At 63.4% G+C, this 25,003-nt stretch carries 22 protein-coding genes and 1 pseudogene; 13 read left to right on the plus strand and 10 right to left on the minus strand.

Annotated elements, in window-relative coordinates; genetic code table 11:
• Positions 1-8 precede the first annotated feature (8 nt).
• A complete protein-coding gene (locus OEG82_RS15185) occupies positions 9-1,142 on the minus strand; it encodes an anhydro-N-acetylmuramic acid kinase (protein WP_267613233.1) in 1,134 nt (377 codons plus the stop codon).
• 214 nt (positions 1,143-1,356) lie between these two features.
• Here OEG82_RS15185 and tyrS point away from each other — a divergent pair, with 214 nt between their 5' ends.
• Positions 1,357-2,610, plus strand: coding sequence for a tyrosine--tRNA ligase (gene tyrS / locus OEG82_RS15190; protein ID WP_267613234.1), 1,254 nt, complete (start codon positions 1,357-1,359; stop codon positions 2,608-2,610).
• Positions 2,611-2,676: 66 nt separating this feature from the next.
• Here the strand turns inward: tyrS and OEG82_RS15195 are convergent, their stop codons facing one another.
• Positions 2,677-6,060, minus strand: coding sequence for a YhdP family protein (locus OEG82_RS15195; protein ID WP_267613235.1), 3,384 nt, complete (start codon positions 6,058-6,060; stop codon positions 2,677-2,679).
• A gap of 125 nt (positions 6,061-6,185) precedes the next feature.
• Between OEG82_RS15195 and OEG82_RS15200 the strand changes: the two genes are divergently transcribed.
• The 5 genes from OEG82_RS15200 (at position 6,186) to OEG82_RS15220 (ending at position 12,057) form a co-directional block, all read left to right on the plus strand.
• The gene (locus OEG82_RS15200) at positions 6,186-6,653 is read left to right on the plus strand and encodes a peroxiredoxin (RefSeq protein WP_267613236.1); all 468 of its coding nucleotides are present in this window, start codon (positions 6,186-6,188) and stop codon (positions 6,651-6,653) included.
• A gap of 91 nt (positions 6,654-6,744) precedes the next feature.
• Positions 6,745-7,518, plus strand: coding sequence for a ferritin-like domain-containing protein (locus OEG82_RS15205; protein ID WP_267614968.1), 774 nt, complete (start codon positions 6,745-6,747; stop codon positions 7,516-7,518).
• 199 nt (positions 7,519-7,717) lie between these two features.
• The gene (locus OEG82_RS15210; protein WP_324288957.1) at positions 7,718-8,932 is read left to right on the plus strand and encodes a M23 family metallopeptidase; all 1,215 of its coding nucleotides are present in this window, start codon (positions 7,718-7,720) and stop codon (positions 8,930-8,932) included.
• Positions 8,933-9,240: 308 nt separating this feature from the next.
• On the plus strand, positions 9,241-10,812 hold the full coding sequence (locus OEG82_RS15215; RefSeq protein ID WP_267613238.1) for a DEAD/DEAH box helicase: 1,572 nt from the start codon (positions 9,241-9,243) through the stop codon (positions 10,810-10,812).
• Between the two features lie 294 nt (positions 10,813-11,106).
• Complete coding sequence (locus tag OEG82_RS15220) at positions 11,107-12,057, plus strand: IS630 family transposase (protein WP_267613239.1); 951 nt, start codon at positions 11,107-11,109, stop codon at positions 12,055-12,057.
• Positions 12,058-12,069: 12 nt separating this feature from the next.
• Here OEG82_RS15220 and OEG82_RS15225 read toward each other — a convergent pair whose 3' ends face one another.
• Positions 12,070-12,960 carry a LysR family transcriptional regulator gene (locus OEG82_RS15225; RefSeq protein WP_267613240.1) on the minus strand — a complete coding sequence of 297 codons (891 nt, stop codon included), beginning with the start codon at positions 12,958-12,960 and terminating at the stop codon, positions 12,070-12,072.
• Between the two features lie 98 nt (positions 12,961-13,058).
• Here OEG82_RS15225 and OEG82_RS15230 point away from each other — a divergent pair, with 98 nt between their 5' ends.
• From OEG82_RS15230 to OEG82_RS15240, 3 genes are read left to right on the plus strand one after another with little or no spacing between them, the layout of a single operon-like run.
• On the plus strand, positions 13,059-13,349 hold the full coding sequence (locus tag OEG82_RS15230; protein ID WP_267613241.1) for a putative quinol monooxygenase: 291 nt from the start codon (positions 13,059-13,061) through the stop codon (positions 13,347-13,349).
• A 23-nt stretch (positions 13,350-13,372) separates the two neighbouring features.
• Complete coding sequence (locus OEG82_RS15235; protein ID WP_267613242.1) at positions 13,373-14,185, plus strand: SDR family NAD(P)-dependent oxidoreductase; 813 nt, start codon at positions 13,373-13,375, stop codon at positions 14,183-14,185.
• A gap of 10 nt (positions 14,186-14,195) precedes the next feature.
• Positions 14,196-15,206 carry a zinc-binding alcohol dehydrogenase family protein gene (locus OEG82_RS15240; protein ID WP_267613243.1) on the plus strand — a complete coding sequence of 337 codons (1,011 nt, stop codon included), beginning with the start codon at positions 14,196-14,198 and terminating at the stop codon, positions 15,204-15,206.
• A gap of 92 nt (positions 15,207-15,298) precedes the next feature.
• On the opposite strand, the gene OEG82_RS15245 is transcribed toward OEG82_RS15240, so the two are convergent.
• The 7 genes from OEG82_RS15245 to OEG82_RS15275 form a co-directional block, all read right to left on the minus strand.
• Positions 15,299-15,616 carry a TfoX/Sxy family protein gene (locus tag OEG82_RS15245; protein WP_267613244.1) on the minus strand — a complete coding sequence of 106 codons (318 nt, stop codon included), beginning with the start codon at positions 15,614-15,616 and terminating at the stop codon, positions 15,299-15,301.
• Complete coding sequence (locus tag OEG82_RS15250) at positions 15,606-17,255, minus strand: molybdopterin-binding/glycosyltransferase family 2 protein (protein WP_267613245.1); 1,650 nt, start codon at positions 17,253-17,255, stop codon at positions 15,606-15,608. The genes OEG82_RS15245 and OEG82_RS15250 overlap by 11 nt, the downstream gene beginning before the upstream one ends.
• On the minus strand, positions 17,252-17,983 hold the full coding sequence (locus OEG82_RS15255) for an XdhC family protein (protein WP_267613246.1): 732 nt from the start codon (positions 17,981-17,983) through the stop codon (positions 17,252-17,254). Before OEG82_RS15255 ends, OEG82_RS15250 begins: the two co-directional genes overlap by 4 nt.
• The gene (locus tag OEG82_RS15260) at positions 17,983-18,330 is read right to left on the minus strand and encodes an XdhC family protein (RefSeq protein ID WP_267613247.1); all 348 of its coding nucleotides are present in this window, start codon (positions 18,328-18,330) and stop codon (positions 17,983-17,985) included. The genes OEG82_RS15255 and OEG82_RS15260 overlap by 1 nt, the downstream gene beginning before the upstream one ends.
• Positions 18,331-18,476: 146 nt before the next feature.
• On the minus strand, positions 18,477-19,703 hold the full coding sequence (locus tag OEG82_RS15265) for a vWA domain-containing protein (protein WP_267613248.1): 1,227 nt from the start codon (positions 19,701-19,703) through the stop codon (positions 18,477-18,479).
• Positions 19,703-20,626: an AAA family ATPase gene (locus OEG82_RS15270; RefSeq protein WP_267613249.1), complete on the minus strand. Its 924-nt coding sequence runs from the start codon at positions 20,624-20,626 to the stop codon at positions 19,703-19,705. Before OEG82_RS15270 ends, OEG82_RS15265 begins: the two co-directional genes overlap by 1 nt.
• Before the next feature lie 41 nt (positions 20,627-20,667).
• Positions 20,668-21,117: a flavin reductase family protein gene (locus OEG82_RS15275; protein ID WP_267613250.1), complete on the minus strand. Its 450-nt coding sequence runs from the start codon at positions 21,115-21,117 to the stop codon at positions 20,668-20,670.
• 309 nt (positions 21,118-21,426) lie between these two features.
• Here OEG82_RS15275 and OEG82_RS15280 point away from each other — a divergent pair, with 309 nt between their 5' ends.
• From OEG82_RS15280 to OEG82_RS15295, 4 genes and pseudogenes are all read left to right on the plus strand, one after another.
• Positions 21,427-22,551, plus strand: coding sequence for an ABC transporter substrate-binding protein (locus OEG82_RS15280; protein WP_267613251.1), 1,125 nt, complete (start codon positions 21,427-21,429; stop codon positions 22,549-22,551).
• Positions 22,548-23,557, plus strand: a pseudogene (locus OEG82_RS15285) (P1 family peptidase). Before OEG82_RS15280 ends, OEG82_RS15285 begins: the two are co-directional and overlap by 4 nt.
• A gap of 69 nt (positions 23,558-23,626) precedes the next feature.
• Positions 23,627-24,358, plus strand: coding sequence for a DUF2259 domain-containing protein (locus OEG82_RS15290; protein ID WP_267613252.1), 732 nt, complete (start codon positions 23,627-23,629; stop codon positions 24,356-24,358).
• The gene (locus OEG82_RS15295) at positions 24,355-24,960 is read left to right on the plus strand and encodes a hypothetical protein (RefSeq protein ID WP_267613253.1); all 606 of its coding nucleotides are present in this window, start codon (positions 24,355-24,357) and stop codon (positions 24,958-24,960) included. The genes OEG82_RS15290 and OEG82_RS15295 overlap by 4 nt, the downstream gene beginning before the upstream one ends.
• Positions 24,961-25,003: the final 43 nt, after the last annotated feature.

Here is a 25,003-nt window from a genome sequence, read left to right on the forward strand (position 1 = left end):
GGGCCCCGCTAGGGACGCGCCAGAACGCCACCGGTGGCGGGCTCCTTCACGCCGGTAGTGCCGGGATAGGTCAGCGGCAGGCCGTGCAGCGAGCGCACCGCCAGCCAGGCCCAGGCCTCGGCTTCCATCGAATCGCCGTTCAGACCCGCCTCTTCCGCCACAATCACGCGGCCCGAATGCCGGGTGGCGACGGTCAGGTCCTCGACGATGATCCGGTTGTGGCGGCCGCCGCCGGTCAGGATCCACAGTTTCGGCTTGGCCGGAAAATGCGCTTGCGCCTTGGCAATGGCTGCGGCTGAAACAAAGGCGAGCGTGCGCGCGCCATCTTCAAGCCCGGCCTCGTCATCGGCGGGCAGCGTGAAATCATTGCGGTCAAGCGAGATACGTTCTTTGGCTGTGAAGAAGGGCGAGGCCAGATAGCGGTTGGCGAGCCCCGACAGCACCCGCCCCTCCGAGGCGATGGCGCCGCCGGAATCATAGGGAATGCCGGCATGGCGCGCCACCCACTGGTCAATCAGCGTGTTGCCCGGGCCGCTGTCGAAGGCCAGCAATTCGGATTGCGGATCGACATAGGTGATGTTGGAAATGCCGCCGATATTGACGAAGGCCACCGGCGTCTCGCTGGCCAAATCGTCAGGCAATCCGGCCGCCAGCGCGCGGTGATAGGCCGGGACCAGCGGCGCGCCCTGCCCGCCCAGCGTCATGTCGTGAGCGCGGAGATCATAGACGACATCGATACCCAGCCGTTTCGCCATCCGCTGGCCGTCGCCCAGTTGCACCGTCAGCGCCTTGAGCGGCCGGTGCAGCACGGTCTGGCCGTGAAAGCCTATCACATCAATATCCGTGGCCTCCAGCCCTTCCCGCGCCAGAAAGGCTTCGACCGTCGCCGCATGCCGGTCGGTCAGGTCGGCCTCCAGCCCGGCCAGATCGTCCGGCCGGTCGCTGCGGGCGTCGATGCTTTTGGCGGTTTCAAGAGCTGCCTCGAGCCGCTTGCGGAAGGCCGCGTCATAGGGCGTGGACGAAGAGGCGCCGCGATGCACAATGCTGTCGCCGTCGGTCTCGAGCATGGCCAGGTCGATCCCGTCCATCGAGGTGCCGCTCATCAGACCGATCGCCCGTTTGAGATCGCTGCCAGTCGCCATCATCCGCTGTCCCTGTTGATCGGCTGCTCCTCTTTTAGGAATCAGCCCCGTTGCGGGTGAGAACCTACATGCCCAAGCAGTGTCCGTCAGCAACGGAAGCGTGGCCTGAGTTGAATGCGCCTGCCGCTAATGCTAAAGGCCCGCCCGGGCACCACATACTGATCGGCGCCCCTTATGTTTCCGGAACAGCCGAGATAACCGCAAGGACAGTGATATGTCAGCCTTCAAGTCCGATTTCCTGCGCACTCTTTCCGAGCGCGGGTTCATTCACCAGGCCTCCGACGAGAAGGGCCTTGATGATCTGTTCCGGACAGAGACGGTCACGGCCTATATCGGCTTCGACCCGACCGCCTCGAGCCTTCACGCCGGCGGTCTGATCCAGATCATGATGCTGCACTGGATGCAGCAGACCGGTCACCGGCCAATCGCGCTGATGGGCGGCGGCACCGGCATGGTCGGCGACCCCTCCTTCAAGGATGAGGCGCGCAAGCTGATGACGCCGGAACTGATCAACGAGAACATCGCCGGCATCAAGAGCGTCTTTTCCAATTACCTCACCTTCGGTGACGGTCCGCAGGACGCGGTGATGGCCAACAATGCCGACTGGCTGATGGGCCTCAACTATGTCGAGTTCCTGCGCGATGTCGGCCGCCATTTCTCGGTCAACCGGATGCTGGCCTTCGATTCGGTCAAGACCCGGCTCGACCGCGAGCAGTCGCTGTCGTTCCCGGAATTCAACTACATGATTCTCCAGGCCTATGATTTCGTCGAGCTCAACAAGCGCTATGGCTGCCGCCTGCAGATGGGCGGATCGGACCAGTGGGGCAACATCATCAACGGCATTGATCTCGGTCACCGCATGGACTGCCCGCAGCTCTACGCGCTGACCTCGCCGCTTCTGACCACCTCTTCGGGCGCCAAGATGGGCAAATCCGCCAATGGCGCGATCTGGCTCAACGCCGACATGCTCGGCGCCTACGAGTTCTGGCAGTACTGGCGCAATTCGGAAGATGCCGATGTCAGCCGCTTTCTCAAGCTCTACACCACCCTGCCACTCGACGAGATTGCCAGGCTGGACGCGCTGGGCGGCGCCGAGATCAACGAAGCCAAGAAGATCCTGGCGACCGAGGTTACCGCCATGCTGCACGGCCGTGCCGCAGCCGAGCAGGCATCTGCGACCGCGCGCAAGACCTTTGAAGAGGGCCAGACCGCAACCGATCTGCCCTCCATCACGGTCGCCGCGTCCGAGCTAGATGCCGGCATCGGCCTGCTGGCGCTGTTCGTTCAGGCCGGTCTCGCCGGCTCCAATGGCGAAGCCCGCCGCCATGTCCAGGGCGGCGCGATCAAGCTCAACGACGTGGCCATCAGCGACGACAAGACCATGGTCAATTCCGGCTTCCTCAACGACGATGGCGTCATCAAGCTGTCGCTGGGCAAGAAGAAGCACGTGCTGGTGCGTCCGCAATAGGCCGCGACCCGGCTGAAACAAACCCGATCAATGCCGCCGGAGCACCTGTTTCGGCGGCGTTGTGCATCAGGGCCTGTATTCGAAGATCGAGCGGAACACGCCTGGCGCGATCACCGAGAGCGGATTGACCTGCAGCAGCGGCGAGTCGGTCTTGCCGGCAAGCCGGAAGGTGATGCCGATCAGGCCGCGATCGCGGCCATTGCCGAGCAACAGTCCGATCAGCGGCAATTCGCCAAACAGCCGGTTGACCCCGTAGGCCGGCATGAAGGTTCCGGTCAGATCGATGTCACCCTTGGCATTGTGCACCAGCCCCTGGAACGACGCGCCGATCTGCGGGCCGCGGACAATACCTTCGCTGATCCTGAGCTCCCCGTTGCCGGAGACGACCCGGGCATTGGCAACCTCGAATTCCGCCACCGAAAGGTCGATGTCGCTGTTGACCGCATCGCTGAGGCTCTTGCCGTCCTGCTTGCTCGGCGTCGACACCAGCGAATTGAGCCGCGGCTCGCCCACCACTTCGAAATTGCGGATATCGACGACACCGCGCCGCAATGGGCCACCCTCCCGCTTGAGCCTGACATTGAGCAGGCCACCGCGGATCCGGGCATAGATGCCGGCAAAGCGGGCGAATGCACCGGCGTCACCGCTGGTCACCTCCACCGATTCACCGCCCGCATCGCGCATCACCGCCATCACCAGAGCCTGCCCGCTCTTGGTCACCGCCTTGAAATCGAGCAGGTCAATACGCGCGCCCTGCCCCTTGTAGACGAAACTCGCGGTGGACAGGGTCTCGTCGGAATATCCGTGCACGGCGTCGACACTGCCGGAAAGTTCGACCTGCGCCGTCTTGGAATCGTCCACCGTTTCGCCGCCCTCGACCGACTTTGCCAGCGCAATCAGCGGCCGCACATCGATGGACTTGCCGCCAAGCTCGATCATGTAGCCCTTGCCCTTGCGGGTGATGGCCACGTGGTAATCGTCGCGCGGCGAAAGCGCCACATGATCAAATGTCGCCGTGGTCAGTTGCCCCTGAGTGAGGGAGACCTGGCCGGTTGCCCTGAATCCCTCGCCCGAAAGGGTCAGATTCGACAGGCCGGTCACCTCGCCATCCGTGTGCATCGAAAACTCAAGTGTCGCCGCCACACCCTTGCCCTTGGTCCAGCCAAGCCCCGGCACGACAAGCCTGGCCGGCTTGAGATCGAGCGACACCGTCTGGCTGCCATCGGGCTGGCTGGCCATGTTGAAGCCGACCGGACCGGTGATCAGGGCATCCGTGCCGGGCGCCAGCAATTCGCGTGCCTCGGGCGACAGCGTGCCCGACAGGGTCCGCCTGGCCTCGATGCCGGAATCGCCCACCGGCTGCACCACGTCGAGCGCCATCCGCGCGCCGTCGACCAGCGCCTCGGCCTTGAGTTCGGCCTGTTGCGGGGTCACGTAAAGCCGGCCATTCATATCGGTCAGCATCCGCCCCTCGATCGGCTTGGCGATATTGACTCCGCCCATGTCGAGATCTGCGGTCCAGTCCGGCGGCGGTGGCGACTGGTCCGGAATCAGCCCGAAACGCGCCGTCACCGTCGACGAGATCGAGCCGCTGAGCTCTTCCGGTTTCAGACCGATCTGGTCGAGCACATTGATCGGGTGATAGGTGATCAGTTCGGCCACCGCATCGGCCTCGCCGCGAACCGACATCGACAGTTCCGCCATCAGCGGCCGTTCATGGGTGGCGGGGATCGAGAACACCGCATCGGCGACCTCGACGGTCCGGCCGGTGGGGAAAAACGCCGTTGCGGAATCGATCTTGAAACTGATCTCCGAGCCGCGCAACCGCATGTGGCCGACAGTGTCGCGCAATGGCGGAATGTCGCCTGCCACATTCATCCGCGCCCGGGCGATGTCGAAATCGATCTGCAACTGGTCCTCGTCGAAGCGGACATCTTCAAAGGGTTTGTAGTGGCCCGCCGGCGTCGCCAGCTGGATCCGCCCATTGCTGACCGTGCCGCCATATAGATTGTTGAGCACCCATTGCCGGGCGCGTTTGCCCATCCAGTAGGGCCAGAACTGCTTCACCGCCGCCGTCGTCATCTGCGGCACTTCCGCCACCATGTTGATTTCCGGCGATATGCCTTCGACAAAGCGCCAGGAGGCCGATCCGAGCAGGTTGCCCTGCGTTGTCGACACCGCCAGTTGCTCGGCCACCAGCCGCCGGTTGGCCGCGTCGAACCATCCCAGCGCCTTGCCCGCGAACGGGATCGCGGCCTCGCCGGAATCGCCGGGGTCGGCCAGTCCGTTGGTGATGACGAAATCAAAGGCAATTCCGGCACCCTCGACCTTGTCGGTCCTGTCGGCATCGATCAGGCCGCCGGTAAAGGGCAGCACGGCATCGGCCGCCCGGATGATGGAAGGCGTGATCTCGATCTTGTTGGCCAGCGGCATGTAGACCAGGTTGACCCGCGCCTCCTGCAGGCTTGCCTGGATGCCGCCCATGGTCAGAGTGCCGCCCAGCGCCGTTGTCTTGACGGACAGCGCCGGCTGCTTGCCCGGCAGGGCGCGCGCCGCGGTGAAGGTGACGCCGAGCGGTGTCGCCACACCGTTTTGCCGGTTGGTGGCGCCTTCGGTCAGAAAATCGATGACCAGGCCCTCGATCTTGCCGGTGATGCGCGAAAGCCCGGCCTGGTCGGGGACCGCGCTGGCCTTGCCGGAAATGGTAAAGCTCTGCTTCTTGCCGGCGATATCGGCTTCGAACTGATAATTGCGCCCGTCAATCCGGCGCACCTCCGCCGTTTCGATCGCCACATCGCCCCCGGCGCCGGTAACGCTGATGTCGGAAAACCGGAACGACCCGGCATCCACCGCGTCCACCTGTGTGGCGATCCGGTTGAGAACCGAAAACATCTGCTCGATAATCGCGCCGGTCTCGTCGACCCGGAACGCGGCAAGATCGGTAAGATTGAATCCGTCGCCTTCCGTGGAGGCGAGCCCCACCCCGGTGATGTCGACCGAAGCCACCGAGATCCGGCCCCTGAGAAGCGCCCAGGGTTCGAGCGCGATCATCACCCTTTCGATGCTGTTGACATCCGACGGATCGTCGCCGCGCTGAAGCACCACATCGCCCGCGACAAGGGCGAGCTTGCCGCCGGCGGTCAGGCGCAGGGCGGCGGAGGTCAGTTCCGCATGGTTGTCGGGGCCCACGGCCTGCGCAAGAGCCATTCTTGCCCGGTCCCGGATGAAGCCGTCGACGACCCCCGCTTCCAGCGCCGCAAGCAATCCGCCGATCATCAGCGCCAGCACCAGCACAGTGCCCAGCGTCCAGCGCATTGCCGAATGCCGCCATTTGCGCGGGTGGTGCCCCCGCACCAGGATCGATCCATCGACATTGGCCGACGGCAGCTCATGCAGCGAAACGATGTCGCGCTTCTTGAACTGAACCTTGTCTATCGGTTGATCCGGCATGGGCGTGAAGCTGTGATCTCTTGGTTGGGGATGATTCTTCTGGACTGTGGCTGTTGCGCTTATATATCCCCTTGGGGCAGGTTCACCTGAAAAACAGCCGACTGAATCGATGAAAGGTATAGACAATGAGCGAACTTGCCGAAGGCATGACAGCGCCTGGCTTCGATCTGCCACGCGATGGCGGCGGAAACGTGTCGCTGGGCGGATTGGCCGGCAAGATCGTGGTGCTCTATTTCTACCCCAAGGACAACACCAGCGGCTGCACGGTCGAAGCCATCGACTTCACCGCGCTCGGCAGCGAACTCGACGCAGCCGGCGCGGTCGTGGTCGGCATGTCGCCCGATCCGGTCAAGGCGCATGACAAATTCGTCGCCAAGCACCAGCTCGGCGTCATCCTGGCGTCCGATGAAGACAAAGCGGTCCTCGAAGCCTATGGGGTCTGGAAGGAAAAGAGCATGTATGGCCGCAAATATATGGGTGTCGAGCGCTCGACATTCCTCATCGATAAAGACGGCAAGATCGCCAGGACCTGGCGCAAGGTCAAAGTTCCCGGCCATGCCCAGGCCGTGCTCGACGCGGTAAAGGCACTGTGATCCGCCCAAAAGCTCCGAAGACGGGATCCCGCACTTGCTGAACGAGACGCCCCCCGTTCTTTCGCTGCGCGACGGTGCGGCACGGGCAATCATGGCCGAAGACCTTGATGTCAAGACCGCGCTGGCCCAGTCCGTCGCCACACGCTGGCAGGAACGGCGGCTGTCCCTGCGCTCGCCGCTCGATGCGCTTGCGCCGCTGCGGCCGGGGCGCCCCGCCAAGCCCGATCTGGTGCCGCCGACCCAGGTTGCCCGGCGCTCGCTGCATACGCCGCATGGCCGGATCGCCCTGCTGCATGCCATCGCCCATATCGAGCTCAACGCCGTCGATCTTGCGCTCGACATCGTCGCCCGCTTTGCCGCAGCGCCGATGCCGCAGAGTTTCTTCGACGGCTGGATGCAGGTCGCCTTTGAAGAAGCCAAGCATTTCAACCTTGTACGCGGGCGGCTTCATGCACTTGACGCCGATTATGGCGACCTGCCGGCCCATGACGGGCTGTGGCAGGCAGCGCATGACACCCGCAACGACCTGACCGCCCGGCTGGCGGTGGTGCCGCTCATTCTCGAAGCCAGGGGCCTTGATGTCACCCCCTCTTTGCTGCTCAAGATGCGCGAAGTCGGCGATGACGAAAGCGCTGCCGTTCTCGACATCATCTATGAGGACGAGAAGAAGCATGTCGCCATCGGCGCCAAGTGGTTCCGCTTCATCTGCGCCCGCGAAGGCAAGGATGCGGCGGCCACTTTCCGGCTACTGGTCCGCGCCAATTTCCGCGGCGGGCTGAAACCGCCATTCAACGACCTCGCCCGCGCCGCAGCCGGTCTCACACCCACCTTTTACCGGGCGCTGACCAGCCAGAACATGTCCTGATCCGCAGGAAATGACGCCAGACGGCAAATGTTCAAACGTTTATTAACCTTAACAGGGTGTAATCGGCCTCGAACCAGCAATGGCAACCCGTTCCGGCGAGGATTATCGAGTGTCGCAGAGGCAGGACAGCCGCGTATTTGGCAAACGGCCAAAACGGTCCCACACGATCATATTCGCCAGTGGTGACACCATAAGACACATGACCATACGCCCGTGGATTGCGGGGCTTTGCGTTTCGGTTCTCGGCGTCATGGCCATCGGCTACCTGGCAGCGACCACCTATCTGGTGCTGCGCGACGACCTGATCGGCGCCTCGATGGCCCGCCAGGCCCGCATGCAGCACGCCTATGAAGACCGCATTGCCGCGCTGCGCTCGCAGGTCGACAGGGTTACCAGCCGTCAATTGCTCGACCAGCAGCTGATGGAAGAGAAGGTCGCCGAACTGATTGCCCGGCAGGAAGCCCTGACCAACCGCCACGGCAAGCTGGGCCCCTTGCTTGACCGGGCCGGCGCCGAGCCGAAGAACATTCCGGTTCCGGTCGCCAATCCGAAGAATCATGCCGGGCTTGCCACCGCCTCGACCAAGACCAGGCGCCTCGCAGCCCTCACAAGCCAGCCGCAGCAGCCGCTGGCCGCCGCGCCCACCATCAACGTCAATCCTCTGGCCTATGCCGCGCTTTCGAGCAGCCGCAACGCGGAGACCGTCGGCGAACGGGCCGACCGGATTTTCTCGACCGTCACCCTGTCGCTCAAGTCGATCGAACGCGAGCAGATCGAGAAAATGCAAAATCTCGCCATCGACGCCTTCGAGACCGCCTCCGAGATCGACGAGATCATCACCGCCGCAGGCCTGCCGATGCCGGACATTCAGGACACCGCCGTCGGCGGTCCGTTCGTGCGGCCGAATGATCCCAATGCTTTCGAAGCCACGCTTGGCGATCTCGACCAGGCACTGGGCCGCCTCGACGCCGTGCGCCGCAGCGCCCGCAAGCTGCCGATCGGCATCCCTGCCCCCGGCGCTGAAATCACCTCGAAATTCGGCAATCGCCGTGACCCTTTCCTCGGCCGGCTCGCCTTTCACGGCGGCATCGATTTTCGCGTCAAGAGCGGAACCCCGGTCTACAGCACCGCTTCGGGCAAGGTTGTCCATGCCGGCCGCAATGGCGGCTACGGCAAGATGGTCGAGATCCAGCACGGCAACGGGCTGACCACCCGCTACGCCCATCTCTCCAGCGTCTCCGTCAACAAGGGCGACGTGGTGACCATCGGCACGCGCATCGGCAAATCCGGCTCGACCGGCCGCTCCACCGGCCCGCATCTGCACTATGAAGTGCGCCGCAACGGCAATGCCATCGACCCGATGCGCTTTCTCCGGACAGCCAAGAAACTCAAGCCGCTGCTGGTCTCCAACTGACCGACCTGTCGCTTTTCCAAGCGATAGAACGGGACGCAACGCGAGCCTGGTGTCAGCGCTTGCCGAGGTAGGATTTGCACAACAACGGTTTTGCCAATGCCTGACTTGGCTAAGTTGATTTTGCTGTCGCGAGCGCCCTGCAGGAACATTAAAACACTGCCACAGGAAGCGCCACGCCGCAGCAACGCTCAATTCCGGGCTTTTTCTTGACTTAATGCACTGCAGCGACTATTCGAGACCCATAGGGATCGCCTCAAGAGCGCGCTCCCGCGCAAAGCCGCACACTCCGAAACGGATAACGCCCCCAATTGACCACTTTTGCTGATCTTGGCTTGAGCCAAAAAGTACTGTCCGCCGTGACTGACGCTGGATACACGACGCCAACTCCTATCCAGGAAGGCGCCATCCCGCCTGCGCTCGAACGGCGCGACATTCTGGGCATCGCCCAGACCGGAACCGGCAAGACCGCCGGCTTCGTGCTGCCAATGCTGACCATGCTGGAAAGAGGCCGCGCCCGCGCCCGCATGCCGCGCACCCTGATCCTTGAACCAACGCGCGAACTCGCAGCCCAGGTTCACGAGAATTTCGAGAAATACGGCAAGAATCACCGCCTCAACATCGTGCTGCTGATCGGCGGCGTCTCCTTTGACGAGCAGGACCGCAAGCTCGAACGTGGCGCAGACGTGCTGATCGCCACCCCGGGCCGCCTGCTCGACCACACCGAACGCGGCAAGCTGTTGATGACCGGCGTGGAAATCCTGGTGATCGACGAAGCCGACAGAATGCTCGACATGGGCTTCATTCCCGACATCGAGCGCATCGTCAAATTCATTCCGTTTACCCGTCAGACCCTGTTCTTCTCGGCCACCATGCCGCCGGAAATCCAGAAGCTGGCTGACAAGTTCCTGCAGAACCCTGCCCGCATCGAAGTGGCACCGCCATCCTCCACGGCCGCCACCGTCGAGCAGCGCCTGGTTGCCTGCGGTAGCAAGGACTTTGAGAAGCGCGAACGCCTGCGCGATCTGATCAAGACGCAGACCGAACTGACCAACGCCATCATTTTCTGCAACCGCAAGAAAGACGTGGCCGATCTTTACAAATCGCTGGAGAAGCACGGCTTTTCCGTCGGCGCCCTGCATGGCGACATGGATCAGCGCTCGCGCACCAACATGCTGCAGGGCTTCAAGGACAACGAGATCACCTTGCTGGTGGCTTCCGATGTCGCCGCCCGCGGCCTCGACATTCCGGCCGTCAGTCACGTGTTCAATTTCGACGTGCCGATCCATGCCGAGGATTATGTCCACCGCATCGGCCGCACCGGCCGTGCCGGACGCGCCGGCGCAGCCTTCACCATGGTCTCGCGCAAGGACGCCAAATATGTCGACGCCATCACCAAGCTGATCGATCGCGACATCGAATGGCTTGATGGCAAGGACGCCATTCAGGCGTCTTCCGAAGATGCGGACGAAAAACCCGGCCGTGGCCGCCGCAGCGACAGCAAGGGAACGGCACGCCGGTCCAGCCGTGGCGAGAAGAAGAGCCAGGAAGAAAAGCCCGCGGCTGTCGAAGCTGCAGCGCCTGTGGCCGAGACTGCAGCGCAGCCCGAAGCGGTGACCGAGACCGTCACCCGCGACGCGCCCCGCGAAGAAGCCCGGCCCCGCCACGAGGCCCGCGAAGAGCGCAAGCCTCGTGAAGAGCGCCAGCCCAAGCAGGAACGCCAGGAGCGTCCGGCACCGCAGCGCGCGCAGGAACCGGCCAACGCCAATGAAGACCGCAACCGCAATCGCAACAACCGCCGTGGCCGTGACAATGACGACCGCGAGCCGACACCGGTTGGATTCGGCGACGAGATTCCCGCCTTCATGATGATCGGCGGCTGAGCCCGCGCATCACGACCTTGCATGAAAAGGCCGTCGGCATCCCAGCCGGCGGCCTTTTTCATGCGGATCGCCCGGGATGACCCGTGGCAAAGATGACCGCCTGGTTCTCCAAAGCACGTTGCATTCAATCATATTCATGCAATCTGCTTCAGGATTTTGTTTTGACGCATGTTTTTTCCGCAAACCGGTTCCCACTGTTCGGAACACGTTTTAAAGCGTGTCTCAGCTTTTCAGATTCAGGATTCCCTGACTGATTGATTTATGATTCACTTTCTCCATGGAAGGAGAACCGCCATGGGCAAGCCGCATCCGGTCGAGTTGCGTGCGCGTGTCGTTGGGTTTGTAGAAGAAGGTAACAGCCATCGGGAGGCGGCTCGGCATTTCCGGGTGTCGCCGAGATTTGTCAATAACATGATGATCCTGCATCGAGCCACCGGCTCGCTTGCGCCTGCAAGGCAGGGCCATCCGCAAGGCGGCAAGCTGACGGCGCATGGCGGATGGATTGAGTCCCGTGTCGCTGCGAATGGTGAAGTGACGCTCGACGAACTCTGCGTCGAACTCGCCGAGCGTGGCGTTGAAGTGCACCGCTCGACGGTCGGCCGGTTTCTCAATCAGCTTGGGCTGAGCCATAAAAAAAGTCTCAAGGCAAGCGAACAGTTGCGGCCGGAGATCGCCCACGCTCGTGATCTCTGGATCGAACGACGCCGGCGCTTCTTCAACAAGGCATTGGCGCGGCTGATTTTTATCGATGAAACATCGACCAACACCAAACTGACCAAACGCACAGGATGGTCAGCCAAAGGTCAGCGCTTCAACGCCTATACGCCGTTCGGCGCATGGAAAACGCAGACCTTCATCGCCGGCTTGCGCAGTCACGGACTGACCGCGCCATGGATCGTCAACGCGCCGATGAACGGGCGCATCTTCGAAACCTGGGTCGAAACCCAACTGGCTCCAACCCTGTCAAAAGGCGACATCGTCATTCTCGACAATGTCGCCTTCCACAAAAGCGAGCGGGCCGAGCAATTGGTCAGGGCCAAAGGAGCCTGGCTCCTCTTCCTGCCACCCTATAGCCCAGATCTCAATCCCATCGAGATGGCCTTTTCAAAGCTCAAGGCGCTGCTGCGAAAGCACGCAGCACGCAGCTTCGATGCCATCAGCATGGCGCTCGGCGAAATTGTAGATCTCTTCTCCGTCACCGAATGCCGCAACTTCTTCAAGGCTGCAGGCTATGAGGCACAATAGATGCGACACGCTTTAGTCCCGCTGCAAGAGCCGCGCCGCCAGTTGATCGGCCAGGGCGCGCACCCGCCTGGGCTGGGCCCGGCTCGGCGGAAACAGCATCTGGATCGGCGTCGGCGGCGGCGCGTGCTCGGCCAGCAGCTCGACCAGGCGCCCTGCCCTGATATCGGGCCCGACATCGAGCTCCGAGCGGAACATGATGCCATGCCCGTCCAGGGCCCATTGCCGCACCAGCGCACTGTCATTGGCCACCCGGTCACCCTGCACCGTGACGATCTGCTGCATCGCATGCGGACCAAGCCGCCAGACATTGTCGAGATTGACACCGAACCGCATCACCAGGCAATTGTGATCCTTGAGATCGGCAGGCGCCCGCGGCGTGCCGTGCCGCGCGAGATACGCGGGCGCAGCGCAGACCAGACGGCGCCATTCGCCCATGCTTCGCACACGCAGAGAACTGTCGATCACCGTGCCGAAGCGCACCGCCATGTCAAAGCCCTGACCGACAATGTCGATATAACCGTCCGACAGCAGCAACTCGACCGAAATTGACGGGTGCTGCGCCAGAAACAGATTGATCTGTTCGGAAACAATGGTGCGGCCAAGATCGCTGGGCGCGCTGACGCGGATCAGGCCTGAAAGGGTCTGCGCGCCGTGGCGGATGCGGGTTTCCAGATCCTCGATCTCGCCCAGCACATGCTTGGCGCCCTCGACCAGCGTCCGGCCTTCCTCGGTCAGGCTGATGGCGCGGGTGGTGCGGTTGAGCAGCACGATGCCGTAATGGGCTTCCAGCGCCGACAGCCGTTCGGAGACAGTGGTCGGCGACAGCCCCAGCTCGCGTCCGGCAGCCGACAGGCTGCCTTTCTCGACGATCTTTTGAAACAGGGCGATGTTGTTGAGCAGCATTTTGCGGAATTTCCGGATTATCAATTTGCATATTGCCGGTTTATTCGGATTAGGCAAGAAGCTACATCTCCGCCATCACCAATTGGGGAGTTACCACAATGAGCAAACTGACCATCGTCGCCAATATAAAGGCCAATCCGGACAAGATCGCCCTGGTCAAGAAGGAGCTCGAAAAGCTCCTCGCCGTGACCCGCGCCGAAGCCGGCTGCATCAATTACGACCTGCACCAGGACAACGACAATCCCGCACATTTCATGTTCTATGAAAACTGGGAATCGCGCGAATTGTGGCAGACCCACATGAACGCCCCGCATCTGGCCGCCTATATGCAGGCCACTGACGGTGCCGTCGCCGAATTCGTGCTCAACGAAATGACCCGGATCGGCTGACCGCCGGACAGCAAGGAAGCACCATGCAGAAGACAATCCTCATCACCGGTTCCACCGACGGCATCGGCCTGGAAACAGCTAAGCTGCTGGTCGCAGACAGCCACACCGTGCTGCTGCATGGCCGCAACCCGGCAAAACTGGCGCAAGCCGAAGAAGTCCTCGCAGCACTTGGCAAGGGCGGGAGCGTCGAAACCTATGTCGCCGATCTGTCGCGCATGGCCGATGTCGAAGCCTTGGCGACAGCTGTGGCCGGGCGGCGTGACAGGCTCGATGTGCTGATCAACAATGCGGGCGTCTACCACGCACCGGTAACCGTCACGGCTGACGGGCTTGATGTCCGTTTCGCTGTCAATACCATCGCACCCTACCTGCTGACACAAAGGCTTCTGCCGCTGCTGGGCGAAACCGGACGGGTGATCAACCTGTCGTCAGCCGCCCAGTCTCCGGTCAATCTCGAAGCCCTCTCCGGCAAAGCCCGGCTGTCAGATGGTGCGGCCTACGCGCAAAGCAAGCTGGCGCTGACCATGTGGTCGCGCGCCATGGCCGTATCAAGCAAGCAGAGCGGTCCGGTTGTCGTTGCGGTCAATCCCGGATCCTTGCTTGGCAGCAAGATGGTCAAGCAGGCTTTCGGCGTGGCTGGCGGAGATCTTGCCATCGGTGCCGAGATTCTCTTCCGCGCCGCTCTCTCGGATGAGTTCGCTCAGGCCACCGGCCTGTATTTCGACAATGATAGTGGCAAGTTTGCCTCGCCCCATCCCGACGCGCTCAACACCCAAAAGTCCGAAGACGTCGTCAGCATGATCGAGACGATTCTCTCCAAACTCATAAAACAATAGGAAGATCCCCATGAAAGCCGTCGCTCTTACCCATTACCTTCCCATCGAAAATCCGAAATCCTTCCTCGATGTCGATCTGCCCAAGCCGGTTGCTTCCGGCCGCGACATCCTCGTTGCCGTCAGGGCCATCTCGGTCAACCCGGTCGACACCAAGGTCCGCGCCCCCAAGGATACGATCGAGGAAACGCCGCGCGTCATCGGCTATGACGCCTCCGGCATTGTCGAATCCGTCGGCCCCGAGGTCACGCTGTTCAAGGCCGGCGACGAGGTCTATTACGCCGGCGATATCACCCGCTCGGGCACCAACCAGCAATTCCATCTCGTCGATGAGCGCATTGTCGGCCGCAAGCCGAAGAGCCTGAGCTTTGCCGAAGCCGCGGCCCTGCCGCTGACCACGATCACCGCTTACGAGGCCTTCTTCGACCGCCTTCATATCGACCGCGAAGGCGCCGACAAGGGCCAGACCGTTCTGATCATCGGCGCCGGCGGCGGTGTCGGCTCGATCGGCATCCAGCTGGCCAAGGCCGCCGGCCTTGTCGTCATCGCCACCGCCTCACGCCCGGAAACCGAAAGCTGGGTCAGGGAACTTGGCGCCGATCACGTCGTCAATCACCGCAAGGACATGGTGGCGCAAGTCCGCGCGCTCGGCATCCACACGGTCGATCACATCGCCATCTTCAACGACATGCGCCACTGGGAAACGGCGGTTGAGCTGATCCGTCCGCAGGGCGGCATCGTCTCCATCGACGACACCGATCTGCCGATGCCAATGGGTGGCATGAAGATGAAGGCCGCCAGCCTGCATTGGGAATTCATGTTTGCCCGCGCCATGCACCAGACGCCGGATATGATCGAGCAGCACAATCTGCTCAGCTATGTCGCCGATGAGATCGACGCCGGCCGGATCCGCACCACGCTCGACACAGTGCTGAGCCCGATCAACGCCGAAAACATGCGTAAGGCGCATGCGCTGATCGAAACCGGCACCGCAAAGGGCAAGGTCGTCGTCGAGGGCTTCTGATCAGTCTGATCGTGACTGGTCGCACCTGACCCTGTTCAAGCCTCCGGCCTTCCACGGGCCGGAGGCTTCTTGCTGTCTGGTGGCAATCGTTGCTACTGCTTCGCCCGCAGTGCCGCGGCCCGGGCAAGAGCCACCCATCTGGCAAGCTCCTCGGGATCATCAAGCGCTGCCTCGGGGATTGTCCAGTAGGGCATTGCCACCGGCTTGGTCTTGCCGTCATAGACCCACTGGATGGCGCCGGCTTGCGCAAAGTCCGGCGCAGTCTCCGCGTCAGCCTTGAGCAGGATGTCGCCGCTCACTTCGAGCGCCAGGATCCTGCCCTGGTGATAGATGCCCTTGCCGCCAAACATGCGCTTGATCGTCACCTCGCCGAGGCTGTCGAACATCTCGCGGATCGCCTCATTGTCCATCCGCAGCCCCTTTCCTCTCGGTCACCCCGCCGGCCAGACGCACCGCGTCCGGGGTGTCGACGTCGAGCCGTGCCGCCGGCCCGATCTCGACATCGATCACCGGCCAGGCGCCGCTCTCGATCAGTGTCCGCGCGCCGACATCGCCGGCAAGCTGCATAGCCTCTCCAAAGGCCGAGCGCGGCAGGATCACCGGATTACCGCGGCGATCGCCGTCACAGGCGCGGACGATCGCAGTGCCGCCACTTTCGACGAAGGCGCTGACAAGCCGGTCGAGATGCTCCGCCCGCAGCGCCGGCATGTCGCCCAGCAGCACCAGCGCACCCGAAAAATTCTCGGCAAGCGCACCAAGTCCAAGCTTCAGCGAAGACGCCATGCCTGATGCGAAATCCGGATTGTCCACCAGCTCCAGCGCCAGGCCGGAAAGGCTCGCGGCAATGTCATCGCCGCGATGGCCGGTGACCACAACCGTCGCATCGGCCCCGGAGGCAAGGGCGGTGCGCGCCATCTTGCGGATCAGCGGCTCGCCGCCGAAATCCGCCAGCAGCTTGTGCCCGGCCGCCTCCCCCATGCGGCTGGCCTTGCCTGCCGCGAGCAGCACAACGCCGACCGAGACCGCTGCCTGGTCGGCATCGGGCCGCGCTGCCTGTTGCCGTGGCTGTGGCCGCGTTGCGATCTCCTTGAGCAGTCCGCCCACCCCCATCCGGGAGATGTCGCGCGCCGATGGCGTCTCTTCGGCCAGAACCCGTGCCAGCACCCAGTCAAAACCGTTTTCCTTGGGACTGCGGGCACAGCCGGGCGCGCCGATCACCTGGGCATTGCCGGCAGATCCCAGCACCAGCAGATTGCCCGGATCGACCGGCATGCCGACCCGCTCCACCGCGCCGCCGGCCTTGCGGATGGCGGCCGGAATGACATCGTCGCGATCGGTCACCGCCGAGGCCCCGAACACGATCACCAGTTCATAGCTTGCCCCCATTCGGACAATCTCGGCAGCCACCGCATCGGTCGCGTGCGGCACCCGGCTTTCCTCGACCAGGCGCGAGCCACTCGGCGCCAGGCGGCTGCGCAGCAACTCCCGGGTCTTGTCCATGACGGTGGATTTCAGCGTCGGCAGCATGGTTGCGATCAGCCCGACGCGCATCGCCCGGAACGGCGCGACATAAGCGAGGTTTCGCGCAGCAATGGCCGTCTTAGCCTGTTTGAGCGAAGCCCCCGAGACCGCCAGCGGGATGATCTTGATGGTCGCCACCATTTCATCGGGCAGCACCGAGCTGCGATCGGCAAGGCAGGCAAATGTGATGGCCGGATCAATGGCATTGAAATGGTCGACCGAAAGCCGTTCGGCCCGGAACAGCCCGGCCCGCGTCGCATGCAGGTTGACCCGTCCGGTGGCGGCATTGGCGGCCCGGATATGCGCGCCGGAAAAGGCCTGCGCCAGGATTTCCGCTGCCTGGTCCTCCCCGACATCGGTGTCGCCGAGCCGTGCCACGATCACCTCGGTCACGCCCCCTTGCCCCAGCATCATCACGTCTGCGCTGGTCAGCACATGGCCTTTCTTCAGCCGCCAGGTGCCCAGTGACAGCGAATGCGCCAGCACCGCGCCCTCGGCGTCAGCAATCGCGACAGGGCCGAATTTCATCGCACCGGACTGCCTGCCGCTGGAGACGACGGTTGCTCCTGTGCAGGGTCCGTCGGGCGTCGCAAAGCCGCAATCACCTGCGCCAGGATCGCCACGGCAATCTCGGCCGGGCTCTGCGCCCCGATATCAAGCCCGATCGGGGCGGCAATCCGGCCAATCTGGCGCGCGTCGAGCCCGGCTGCCGTCAGCCGTTCCACCCGCCGTCCATGGGTCTTGCGCGAGCCCAGCGCCCCGACATAGAACGCCTCCGCATTGAGCGCACTGGTCAGCGGCCAGTCGTCGATCTTGGGGTCATGAGTGACGGCGACAAGTGCTGTGAACGCATCGATGGGCTGGTCCTCGAGCGCATCCTCGGGCCAGTCGGCAACCAGATCGACATCCGAGAACCGCGCCGGCGTGGCAAATGCAGTGCGCGGATCGATCACCCGAACGTCAAATCCCGCCATCTGCGCCATCGGCGCCAGCGCTTGCGAAATATGCACAGCGCCGATGATCACCATGCGCGGCGACGGCACATGCACATTGAGAAAGAGCCGCTGTCCATCGGCTTCGACAATGCCGGACCTGGCCGAAAGGAAGGCCTTGGCGACTGCCGTCCCCAGATCGCCCGTTACCGGGTCACCCTTCAGGATCAGCCGGCTGCCACCGTCGCCGAGGTCGGTGAGCAAGATCGCCGCCTGCCGGTTGCGCCGCGCCGCATTGAGCTGTGTGAGCAGTTGCAGGTCCATCAGACGATCCGTTCCAGATAGACCTGGATCTTGCCGCCACAGGACAGCCCGACCTGCCAGGCGGTCTCGTCGGCGACACCGAATTCGAGCATTTTTGGCTCGCCGCTGGAAATCACCTCGGCGGCTTCCGAAATCACCGCGCCTTCGACACAGCCACCCGACACCGAACCACTGAAATTGCCGTCGGCGTCAATCACCAGATGCGATCCCACCGGCCGAGGTGCCGAGCCCCAGGTCTCGATCACCGTGGCGACAGCGACCTTGCGGCCATCCGCCATCCAGCGCTCCGCCAGCGTCAGCGGATCAAGTTGGTCGTCCAGGGTCTGTCCGGGGATCGGAGTTGTCATGCCTGCCTCCATCGACTGCAACGGGCAGTATGGCCACCGCGCCGGGATGATTTCAAGTAAGTTTGTCAACCAAATGCAGCGCCTGCCGCTTTGCCGGGAAAAGCCCGTAAATTGCCGAGCCGAATGGGTCGGACTTCAGCGTGGCTTTACAGATAGCGGCGTGGATCGGCTTTCGCGGAACCGGTCTCGCCAAGCGCTGCGACAAGATCGGCCATCGCCTCGATGCTGTGCACGGCGCGGAATTCATCGACATGGGCTAGCATGGTGCGAACCCCGCGCGCCCGCGCTTCGAAACCATCGAACCGCAGCAGCGGATTGAGCCAGATCAGCCGCCGGCAGGACCGGTGCAGACGGTCGATCTCGGTGTCGAGTTCCTCGATCGAATCGCGCTCGAGCCCGTCGGTGATCAGGATCACCACGGCGCCTTGCCCCAACACCCGGCGTGACCATTGCCGGTTGAACAGGCGGAGCGCCTCGCCGATACGGGTGCCGCCCGACCAGTCCTTGACCGCGCCGGTGCACTGGTCCACCGCCTCGTCGGGATCCTTGTTGCGCATCTGCCGGGTGATGTTGGTCAGCCGCGTGCCGAACAGGAAGGTGTGCACCCCGCGGCGCTTTTCGCTGATCACATGCATGAAATGCAGAAAGATCCGCGTGTACTGGCTCATCGATCCGGAAATATCGGCGATGATGACCAGCGGCGGATGCACCTTGCGGCGTTTGCGGAACCGCGGCAGGATCAGATCACCCCCGGTCCGCATGGCCGCGCGCATGGTGGCGCGCGGGTCAATCCGTTTCGGTGTCGAGGATGGCTTGTAGCGCCGGGTCTCGACCTGGTCGAATGGCAGCGCCAGCCCGGCAATCGCCCGCTTCGCCGCGGCCAGTTCAAGCGCGCTCATCTGGGCAAAGTCCTGCTGGCGCAGCACCTCGTTGCCCGAGGTCGTCTCCCGCGCATCGATGTCGATGATCGGCTTGTCTTCCGGCGGACGCTGCTTCTCATGGCCTTCAAACAGCGCCTGGCTGACCCGGGTCTCCCCGGCCTTGAGTTTTTCGCGCTGCCGGTTTTCTATCGCCACCGGCGAGAACATGGCGATCATCTTTGCCACCAGATCACGCGAGCGCCAATACAGCCTGAAAGCCTGGTCGAAAACCTGATGATCCTCGCGCCGCTTGACGAAGACCGAATGCAGGATCCAGTAGAATTCTTCGCGGCTGCCGATCCCGGCAATCTGCACCGCCTCGACCGCATCGCGCACCGCCGCCGGCCCGACCTTCATCCCCGCCTTGCGCAGCACCCGGGCGAAAAAGACGATGTTGTGCACCAGGCGGCCATCCGCGGCGTCTGCGCCATCCGGGTGGGCGGCTTGCTCCATCAGAGCCCCTGAGCCAGCTCGGCCTTCACTTCGCTCAACAGTTCACGGCCCGCCGAGCCCTCGATGCGGGCGATGTCGTCCTGATATTTGAGCAGGGTCCCGAGCGTGTCCGACACGGTTTCGGGATCAAGCGCCAGCCGGTCCAGCTCGGTCAGCGCCGTCGCCCAGTCAATGGTTTCGGCGACACCGGGGCTCTTGAACAGGTCCATCTGCCTCAGCTTCTGCACATAGGCCACGACCTGGCGCGACAGTTCCTCGTGGCAGCCGGGCACCTTGAGCCGGACAATTTCGAGCTCGACCTCGGCACTGGGATAGTCCACCCAGTGATACAGGCAGCGCCGCTTCAAGGCGTCATGGATCTCGCGGGTGCGGTTGGTGGTGATGATGACGATCGGCGGCTCATCGGCCTTGATGGTACCGAGTTCGGGGATCGTGACCTGGTAGTCCGACAGGATTTCCAGCAAAAACGCCTCGAACGCCTCGTCGGTCCGGTCAAGTTCGTCGATCAGGAACACCGGCGCACGGCCGCCTGTACCTTCGAGCGCCTGCAGCACCGGACGCCGGATCAGGTGCTTTTCCGAGAATATCGACCGCTCGATTGCCGAACGGTCATCCTCACCGGTCGCTTCGGCCAGCCGGATTTCCAGCATCTGCGCCGGATAGTTCCACTCATAGACCGCAGAGGACACGTCCAGCCCCTCATAGCACTGCAGCCGAATCAGCGGCCGGTCCAGCGCGTTCGACAGTACCTTGGCAATTTCGGTCTTGCCGACACCGGCCTCGCCTTCGAGAAACAGCGGCCGCTGCATCCGCAGGCTGAGGAACAGCACCGTCGCCAGCGCCTTGCTGGAGACGTAGCCCTGGCTCGAAAGCAGCGCGCGGGTTTCATCGATGGAAGTCGGCAACGGATTGGATATCGACATCGGGGCTCCGTCAGGAAGGTCAGAACTGGGCCCCGCCAAAGCTAAACGCTATGGTATCCGCGGTCCATATACAAAAGCGCCGGTCCGGGCGGGCCGACCCGCAGCCCGATGACCTCGCCGATCAGGATCGTGTGAGTCGCCACCGTCTTGGCCTCGATCAGGCGGCAGTCAAACACCGTGGCGGCCCCGATCAGCGCCGGCGCACCGGTTGTGATCTGGTCCCATTCGGCCAGCGCGAATCGCGCGTCGACATCAAGGTGATCGACACCGGAAAAGGCAACCGCCAGCGGCTGGTGCTCGGCCATCAGGGTGTTGAGTGCAAACACGCCCGACTGGATGAACAGCTCATTGTGCGGATTGGAGTGGTTGAGGCAGACCAGCAATGTGCCCGGATTGTCCGAAACCGAACAGGCCGCCGTGACCGTTACACCACGCCGCACGCCGTCATGCATGGTCGTGGCAAGCTGCACATGCCCGGCATAGCGCGCCATCGCGTCGCGATACTCCCGAGAATCAATGGTTTGCCGTTTCAACACGCATGCGCCTCAATGTTGTGACCGTTGCCGGTATCTCTTGGTCTGATGACCATACATAAAGAGCGGATCGGAATTTGAAACCCGCGGCCGCGACTTTTTCTCGTTCAGGCCCGCCGCACACGGCCTGTACGGCCGAAATCGGCGTAAAAAGCGAGACAGGAAGGCGTGAGTCTGATCGCGGCCGGGTGGAATTGGCAGAACGCCTGCCTTTTGCCATCCGGCAAGGCGCTTCCCTTTGCGGATGATCGGCTCTAAATATCGGCCATGATGATCCGTTCTGCACTTGCCGGTCTGGCGCTCGCCCTGACCTTCCTGATGACCGCCGCGCCTGTCAGCGCGCAAACCGTGCGCGTCGGCATCGTCATTCCCCAGTCCGGGCAGTTCAAGCTGCTGGGCGATCATGTCCGCCAGGCCTTCGAGGTGTGGAACGCAGGCAATCCGGGTGTGTTCAGCGATGTCGTCGAAGGCGATGACGGCTGCACCGAGCAATCGGGCAAGGATGCGGCCGCAGCCATGGCCGAGGCCGGTGTCGATATCGTCGTCGGGTTCCTGTGCACCGAAACCCTTGCCGCAGCGCTGCCGCTGCTGACCGCGGAGGGCATTCCGGTGATGACCCTGACGGTCCGCGCCGACATCATCGCCGAAGAGGCGGCGCGGCTGGGCTGGAAATTCTTTCGCCTCGCGCCGCGGGCCGGGTCCGAGGCCGACATTGCCGCCGATGCCATTTTCCGCCTCTGGGCCGACCAGCCTTTCGCGCTGATCGAGGACGGCGCCATTTCCGGCCGTGAACTGGTAGAGGCGATCCGCATCCAGCTCGAGAACCGCGGGCTCAAGCCGACTTTCGTCGACAATTACCGGCCCGGACAGGCAACCCAGCCAAGCCTGATGCGGCGGCTCAAATCCGCCGGCGTCTCCCGCGTCTTTGTCGGCGGCGAACGCGCCGACCTGGCGGTGATCGCCTATGAGGCCGATTACCAGAGCGTTCCGCTCAAATTCATGGGCGGCGACGCGCTCAATGCGCCGGAAGGCGAAAATCCGATTCCCGAGGGAACCATCGCCGTGCTGGCAGCCGCCGCCACATCCGGTCCGGAGGACCAGGCTGCCCGCGACGCCTTTGCCGGCCACGGCCTGATCGCCGAAGGGTTGCGCATTCCCGCCTATGCGGCGGCGGAAATCATCGGCGCGGCCGCGACCCGCATGACCTATGGCGAAACCAGCCTGCAGGACCTGCTCGGCCAGACCACATTTTCCACCGCGCTTGGACCGGTGACATTCGAACCTGATGGCGAACGCCGCGAGCCGGGCTTCGTGCTCGCCATTCTCGAGGACGGCAGTTTCCGGCGGCTGAGCATCGAGGATACCGCGGCCCTGGCCGGAGACAGCAATTGACCAGCACCGGCCCCCGCAACCTGATCACCGATGTGGCCGGCCTCAAGGTCGGCAATGCCGGCGACTGCGATCTCAATTCCGGCGTCACCGTTGTCGTCTGCGATCCTCCGGCCACCGCAGCCGTGCAGGTTCTCGGCGGTGCCCCCGGCACCCGCGAAACCGATCTGCTCGAACCGCACAATTCGGTCGAGACCGTCAACGGTCTGGTTCTTTCGGGCGGGTCAGCCTTTGGCCTCGATGCCGCCAGCGGCGCCCGGGCATGGATGCGGCAACAGGGCATGGGTTTCGAAGTCGGTCCACACCGCATTCCCATCGTGCCCGCGGCGATCCTGTTCGACCTGATCAATGGCGGCGACAAGGATTGGGGCCGGTACCCGCCCTATCGCGAGCTTGGCTACCAGGCCGCCGCTGCCGCCGCGCAGGAGTTCGAGATCGGAACCGCCGGCGCGGGCATCGGCGCCTTGACCGCGACCTTCAAGGGCGGCCTCGGCTCGGCTTCCGCGCTGACGCCGGATCAGTATTGCATCGGCGCGCTGGTCGCGGCCAATCCGATGGGCTCGGCCACCATTGGCGACAGCGGTCATTTCTGGGCCGCACCTTTCGAGGCCGGTGCGGAATTCGGCGGGCTTGGCATGCCTTCCCCTTCCCGGCCGACGCTGAAGATCTGAGGATCAAGTTCCGCGATCTCGCCCGGGGCGTCTCCAACACCACGATTGCCGTCATCGCCACCGACGCGGTGCTGACCAAGGCCGAAGCCAAGCGGCTTGCGATTGCCGCCCATGCCGGCTTCGCCCGCGCGATCTGGCCAAGCCATACCCCGTTTGACGGCGACCTGGTCTTTGCGCTGGCAACCGGCGCATCGGGCCGCAAACCGTCACCCGATGCGTTTCTGGACATGTGCGCGGCGGCGGCCTCGACCATGAGCCGCGCCATTGCCCGCGGCGTCCATGCGGCAACACCCGATCCGCGTGACCTGATGCCCGCCTGGGTGACGCACCAAGATTGAACCGGTTGCGGTTGCCCGCCCGCCCCGGCAGTGCTACCCGGAGCATTCTGACCAATCCGAGAACCCGCGATGCCAGCCCTACGCCATTTGCTGTTTGCCGTCATTGCCTTGAGCTTCGAGGCCGGTGCTGCGACCGCCGGGGAATTTGCGGAATTCCGGCCCATCGGCTTTTCACAGGACGGCAAGGTCTTCGCGTTTGAGGAATTCGGCATTCAGGACGGATCCGGCTTTGCCTTTGCCAACCGCTTCTTCATCGACACCACCGATGATTCGTTCCTGCCCTCATCCACCGTGCGCATCGTCATCAAGGACGATCCCGGCTCCATCGGCGACGCCCGGGCCAGGGCTGCGGCGCAGTCGGCAACGCTGGAGGCCCGATACAGGTTTGCGGACACACCCGGCACTTTCGCCGCCTTCAATCCGCTTTCCAATCTTGATGGCGCGGCCCATCTCTTGCGCTACACGGCCTTCTCCATGGTACCGCAGCCCTTCGCCCCCTATGCGGTGACCCTGCAGGAAAAGCCGCTGCCGCCCTCGGCGCTCTGCGAGGCCTTCAGCGACCGCTCCGTCGGCTTCCGGCTGGAACTGGCCGAGATCAATGGCGAACCCGCCTCGCTGGTGCTTCACGACGACAAGTCGGTGCCGCAAAGCCGCGGCTGCCCGACCGGTTACCGCATCGGCGGCGCTCTCACACATCTTGCAGATGGCGTGTCGACCCATGTCGTGCTGGTGCTGGTCCGCTCGCTCGGCTTTGAAGGCGAAAACGGCCGCTGGATCGCCGTCACCCGACGCCTGGAATGAAAACTCCCGTCAAACGGCACAAGGGCCCGGCGCCAAGACCGGCCAATGACAATTCCAACCTGCGCGACCGGCTCCGCGCGGCCCGGATTTCCTGGCGCGACGGCGTGCTCGGCGCCATCGGCTGGGGCGCTGCCATGGCGCTTTCGGCGCAGGCCTCGCTGTGGCTGTCGACGGCGGCGCTGACCAGCCATTACTGGAGCCTGACGGCGCTGGCGTTTTTTGGCGCTGCCCTTGCCTGGCCCTTCAGTCTCGCCTGTTGCCGCTTCATCTCCTATGGCCGGGCCCGCGAGGCAGCCTTTGCCGCAGCCTTCCTGTGCCTGACCATTTTCACCATCGGCGTGACCTCGGTGACCTTCGCCCTTGTCTACCGCACCTTCTATGCCCAATGGCACGGTGACCCCTTCACCATGCTCTGGCTGATGCAGCTGGTTTTCACCATCGGCGCAGCACTTTACCAGTTCGCGGTCCAGGGGCTGCGGCTCTATCTGCCGCTCGGTGTGGTGTTCCTGTTTGCCGCATCGGTCCTGCTGGCGAAGCATCACGACCGCGCAAAACGGGCCAAAACCCGTAATATCCCCCGGGAAAACCGATCTGCCGTTTGATTTCGGTTCAAAATGAACTAGACCCGGCGCAACGCAACAAACC

The organism is Hoeflea ulvae (assembly GCF_026619435.1).
Classification (GTDB): domain Bacteria; phylum Pseudomonadota; class Alphaproteobacteria; order Rhizobiales; family Rhizobiaceae; genus Hoeflea; species Hoeflea ulvae.